Raw genomic sequence first — 5,032 nt, forward strand, 5'->3', positions numbered from 1 at the left:
TTCGAGATCACGCGGTCCAAGGGCGCAGGTGAAGTGGCGATCGCCGCGGACGTGCGGGCCCGGGTCGAGGCCCTGCGCAAGCGCTACCCCGACATCACCTTCACCGAGGCGTTCAACTTCGTCGATCCGGTGCAGGAGGGCTACGACGGGTCGATGCTGCTGCTCTACGAGGGCGCGGCGCTGGCGGTGGTCGTCGTGTGGTTCTTCCTGCGCGACTGGCGGGCCACGCTGGTCTCGGCGATCGCGCTGCCGCTGTCGGTGATCCCGACGTTCGCGGCGATGCAACTCCTCGGCTTCACGGTCAACGTGGTGACGTTGCTGAGCCTGTCGCTGGTGGTCGGCATCCTGGTGGACGACGCCATCGTCGAGATCGAGAACATCATGCGCCACCTCGCGATGGGCAAGACCCCGTTCGAGGCCGCGATGGAGGCCGCTGACGAGATCGGCATGGCGGTGATCGCCACGACCTTCACGCTGATCGCCGTGTTCCTGCCGACCGCGTTCATGAGCGGCGTGCCGGGCAAGTTCTTCGTGCAGTTCGGCTGGACGGCGGCGATCGCGGTGTTCTTCTCGCTGGTGGTAGCGCGGATGCTGACGCCGATGATGGCCGCCTACCTGCTGCGCCCGCCGAAGCACGCGGACAAACCGCCCGGCTGGATGGCCTGGTATCTGCGCCTGGCACGCTGGTGCCTGGAACACCGCATCGTCACGACGCTGGCGACGGTGGCATTCTTCGTCGGCTCGTTCATGCTCGTGCCCTACCTGCCGACCGGGTTCATCCCGCCGGATGACCTGTCGCAGACACAGGTGACGGTGACGCTGCCACCCGGTTCGACGCTGAAGGAAACCCGCGCGGCGGCCGAACAGGCACGCCTGCTCGTCAGCCAGAACCCGCACGTCAAGCTCGTCTACACCGCCATCGGCGGCGGCGCGGCAGGCGCCGACCCGTTCGCACCGCAGGGTGCCGCCAGCGTGACCAAGGCGGTGCTGACGATCAACATGACGCACCGCAAGCAGCGTCCCGGCGTCAGCAAGCAGGCCATCGAGGGCGATCTGCGCAAGCTGGTCCAGGCGCTGCCCGGGGCGCGCGTGAAGGTGGGCTTCGGTGGCTCCAGCGAGAAGTACATCCTCGTGCTGGCCAGCGAGAACGGCGCGGCGCTGACCGAACACGCCAAGGTCGTCGAGCGCGAGCTGCGCAGCATCCCCGGCATTGGCAACGTCGTCTCCACCTCCAGCCTGGTCCGGCCGGAGCTGATCGTGCGGCCGGATGCAGCGCGCGCGGCCGACCTGGGCGCCACGACCGCGGCCATCGCCGACACGCTGCGTGTGGCGACCAGCGGTGACTACGACCAGGGCCTGGCCAGGCTGAACCTGTCGCAGCGGCAGGTGCCGATCGTCGTGCGGCTGCCGGCCGAGGCACGGGCGGATCTGGAGCTGCTCCGCCGGCTGCCTGTCCCGGGCACGCACGGACCGGTGCCGCTGTCCAGTGTGGCGACGCTGGAGATGGCCAGCGGACCGGCGCAGATCGACCGCTACGACCGCCAGCGCAACATCAACTTCGAGATCGAGCTGAACGGCGTGCCGCTCGGTGAGGTCGAGCGGCTGGCGCAGGCGCTGCCGAGCCTGAAGCAATTGCCACCGGGCGTGATGCAGACGGCGGTCGGCGATGCCGAAGCCATGACCGAGCTGTTCCAGAGCTTCTCGCTGGCGATGCTGACCGGCGTGCTGTGCATCTACATCGTGCTGGTGCTGCTGTTCAAGGATTTCATCCAGCCGGTGACCATCCTGGCGGCGCTGGTGCTGTCGATCCCGGGGGCGTTCCTGGCGCTGTTCGTCACGCACACGGCGCTGAGCATGCCGTCGATGATCGGCCTCATCATGCTGATGGGCATCGCGACGAAGAACTCGATCCTGCTGGTCGACTACATCGTGCTGGCGCGGCGCGACCATGGGCTGAGCCGCTGGGACGCGGTGCTGGACGCCTGCCGCAAGCGCGCCCGCCCCATCGTGATGACCACCATCGCCATGGGTGCCGGCATGATGCCGATCGCGCTCGGGCTGGGGGTCGATCCGAGCTTCCGGGCACCGATGGCGATCGTGGTGATCGGGGGGCTGATCACGTCCACCTTCCTGAGCCTGCTGGTGATCCCGGTCGTGTTCACCTACGTGGACGATGCGATGGGGCTGGCGGGACGGCTGATCCGTCGCGACGGCGCGCAGCCCGTCGCCCCCTGAGACCTCACCACCGGCCATCGATGGAAGGCCTCCGTCCGGCACTGCGCTGTCTCAACGCAGCGGCGTGGTCTCGATATCGAGCGACTCGCCCACATAGCGCCGCACGCCGGGGGGTTGCTCGCCCAGGTGGAAGGCCAGACGGCGCACACGGAGCTGCACGTCATCGGCAGTGAAGCGCTCCTGTCGGCGCAGGTGCTCGACCCAGGTCTCGTCGACGAAATACTCGACGTAGCGTCCCGGCCGCTCCGTGTCGCGAAACAAGCCCCATGACAGTGCGCCCTGGCGCAGCCGTGCGCGGCGGGTGTACTGCATCACGGCAGCAAAATCGCGGGCGCGGACCGGGTCGATCAGGTACTCGACCGTGACCATGACCGGCCCCTCGTCCGGGCCGATCTCGATGGCGGGGTGCGGCGCCTGGCCAGGCGAAGCGGGGCGCAGGTCGGCATCCCCTCCCCCGGACACCGAGTAGCCACGCACCAGGAACAGCACTACCGGCCCGCAGAGCGCAGCCGCGACCAGGCTGTGCGGCACCGAGCCGAGCAGGTCCGCCATCTGCCCCCACACCACCGCGCCGGAGGCCGAGCCGCCCATCAGCGCCATCTGGTAGGTGGACATGCCCCGCGCGCGGACCCAGTTCGGCAGCGCGAGCTGCGCCGACATCGTCAACGTGTTGGCGCAACTGATCCACGCCATGCCGCCCAGCGCCATCCCCACCGCGCTCAGCCACAGCCACGGCGACAGCGCCACCAGCAGAGTCATCGCCGACACCACCAGCGAGCCGACGCGCACGATCAGGTCGCGGCTGTAGCGGTCGCGCAGGCTCGGGATCACCATCACCGCGACCATCGCACCCAGGCCCATGCACGACATCAGCAGCGTGAAACTGCCGGCCCCACCGCCGAGCTGGCGCGCCACCAGTGGCATCAGCGCGGTGAGCGCCGTGCTCAGGAAGAAGAACACGAACACGCGCAGCAGCACGGAGCGCATGCGCGGGTTCTGCGCCACGTGCTGCACGCCCACCCGCATCGCTCCGACGAAACGCTCGCCCGGCAGCGCACTGACCCGCGGCTCGCTCCTCCAGCGCAGGATCTGCGCGAACGCCACCAGCGACAGCACCGCATTGAGCACGAACACCGCCGCGCTGCCCGCCGCCGCCAGCAGCGCACCGGCCAGCACAGGGCCGATCACCCGCGAGAGGTTCATCGCCATGGCCTGGAGCGCCAGCGCGCCGGAGAGCCGTTCGGTCGGCACGATGTCCGGCACGATGGCCGCGAACACCGGCCAGCGCGCAGCCAGTCCGATGCCGTTGGCGAAGGTCAGCGCCAGCAGCAGCGGCGCACTCAGGCCACCCCCCAGCGAGAGCAAGGCCAGCACCGTCGCCACGGAAGCGACCCAGAGCTGGGTGGACGCGAACCAGCGCCGCCGGTCCACGATGTCCGCCAGTGCGCCGCTCGGCAACCCGAGCAGGAACACCGGCAGCGTGGAAGCCGCCGACACCAGCGCCACCATGACCGCGCTGGTGGTGAGCTGCGTCATCAGCCAGGCGGCGGCGACGTCGTTCATCCACATCGTCAGATTTGCCGCCAGCCAGGCCAGCCACAGCATGCGGAACACCGGCAGACGCAGAGGCTGCAGGGCCGCCGGCAAGCGGTCAGGATCGATCATCGGAATGACTCCAAATGCCACTTCAAACCAAACCCTCCCACCGCGAGGGGTGGAGCTTCGAGGGTAACCGGACGGATCACGCCTCCCAGCCTGGCGTCGAGCGCAACACCTCGTCGAGCGTCGTGCGGCCCTCGGCGACCTGGCGCAGGCCGGCGCGGCGCAGCGGCTGCAGGCCGTCGGACAGGCTCTGGCGGCGCAGCAGCGCCAGGTCAGGCAACTCGCGCACGGCGCCACGCACACCCTCGTTCACCGTGAGCAGCTCGAACAGGCCACGGCGCCCGCGGAAACCGCTCTGCCGACAAGCCGGGCAGCCCACCGGGCGGTGCGGCTGGAAAGGCTCGTCCTCGCCCAGCACCGGCACGCCCGGCAGCGCAGCCTGCAGCGCCGGCAATGTCAACGACAAATCCGGCTGGCGGCATGCCGGACACAACTGCCGCACCAGGCGTTGCGCCAGCACGCCGATCAGCGTTGCGCTGATGAGGTATGGAGGCACCCCCAGGTCCAGCAGCCGCGTGATGGCGCTGGCAGCGTCGTTGGTGTGCAGCGTCGAGAAGACGAGGTGCCCGGTGAGCGCAGCCTGCACCGCCATCTCGGCGGTGGCGAGGTCGCGGATCTCGCCGATCATGATGATGTCAGGGTCCTGGCGCATCAGCGTGCGCAGCCCGCTGGAGAAATCGAGGTCGAGCGCCGGCTGCACCTGCGTCTGGTTGAACGCCGGCTCGATCATCTCGATCGGATCCTCGATGGTGCAGACGTTGACCTCGTCGGTGGCGAGCCGTTTCAGCGTCGCATAGAGCGTGGTCGTCTTGCCGCTGCCGGTCGGACCGGTGACGAGGATGATGCCGTGCGGCTGCGCGGTCAGGCCCTGCCAGCGCCGGGCGTCCAGTGTGGTGAAGCCAAGTCCCTCGACCGGCTGCACGGCGGTCTCGGGATCGAAGATGCGCATCACCAGTTTCTCGCCGAAAGCGGTGGGCAGCGTGGACAGGCGCATCTCGATCTCGTCGCCCTTGGGGCTGCGGGTCTTGATGCGGCCGTCCTGGGCGCGCCGGCGCTCGATCACATCCATGCGCCCCAGCAGCTTGATGCGCGCGGTCACCGCAGCCATCACCGTCTGCGGCAGCTGGTAGACGGT

General features: G+C 69.2%; 3 protein-coding genes. 1 reads left to right on the top strand and 2 read right to left on the bottom strand.

All coding sequences use genetic code 11. From position 1 onward, the window contains the following. A partial coding sequence (locus AB3X43_RS18195; RefSeq protein WP_369431279.1) for an efflux RND transporter permease subunit occupies positions 1-2,235 on the top strand: 2,235 nt, incomplete at its 5' end. Between the two features lie 51 nt (positions 2,236-2,286). Here the strand turns inward: AB3X43_RS18195 and AB3X43_RS18200 are convergent. Both AB3X43_RS18200 and AB3X43_RS18205 read right to left on the bottom strand, forming a co-directional pair. Then, positions 2,287-3,900 (bottom strand): MFS transporter, encoded by a 1,614-nt coding sequence (locus tag AB3X43_RS18200; RefSeq protein WP_369431280.1) that lies wholly within the window; start codon positions 3,898-3,900, stop codon positions 2,287-2,289. Between the two features lie 76 nt (positions 3,901-3,976). After that, a partial coding sequence (locus AB3X43_RS18205; RefSeq protein ID WP_369431281.1) for a GspE/PulE family protein occupies positions 3,977-5,032 on the bottom strand: 1,056 nt, incomplete at its 5' end.

Source organism: Sphaerotilus sp. (assembly GCF_041083715.1).
Taxonomy (GTDB): domain Bacteria; phylum Pseudomonadota; class Gammaproteobacteria; order Burkholderiales; family Burkholderiaceae_C; genus Sphaerotilus.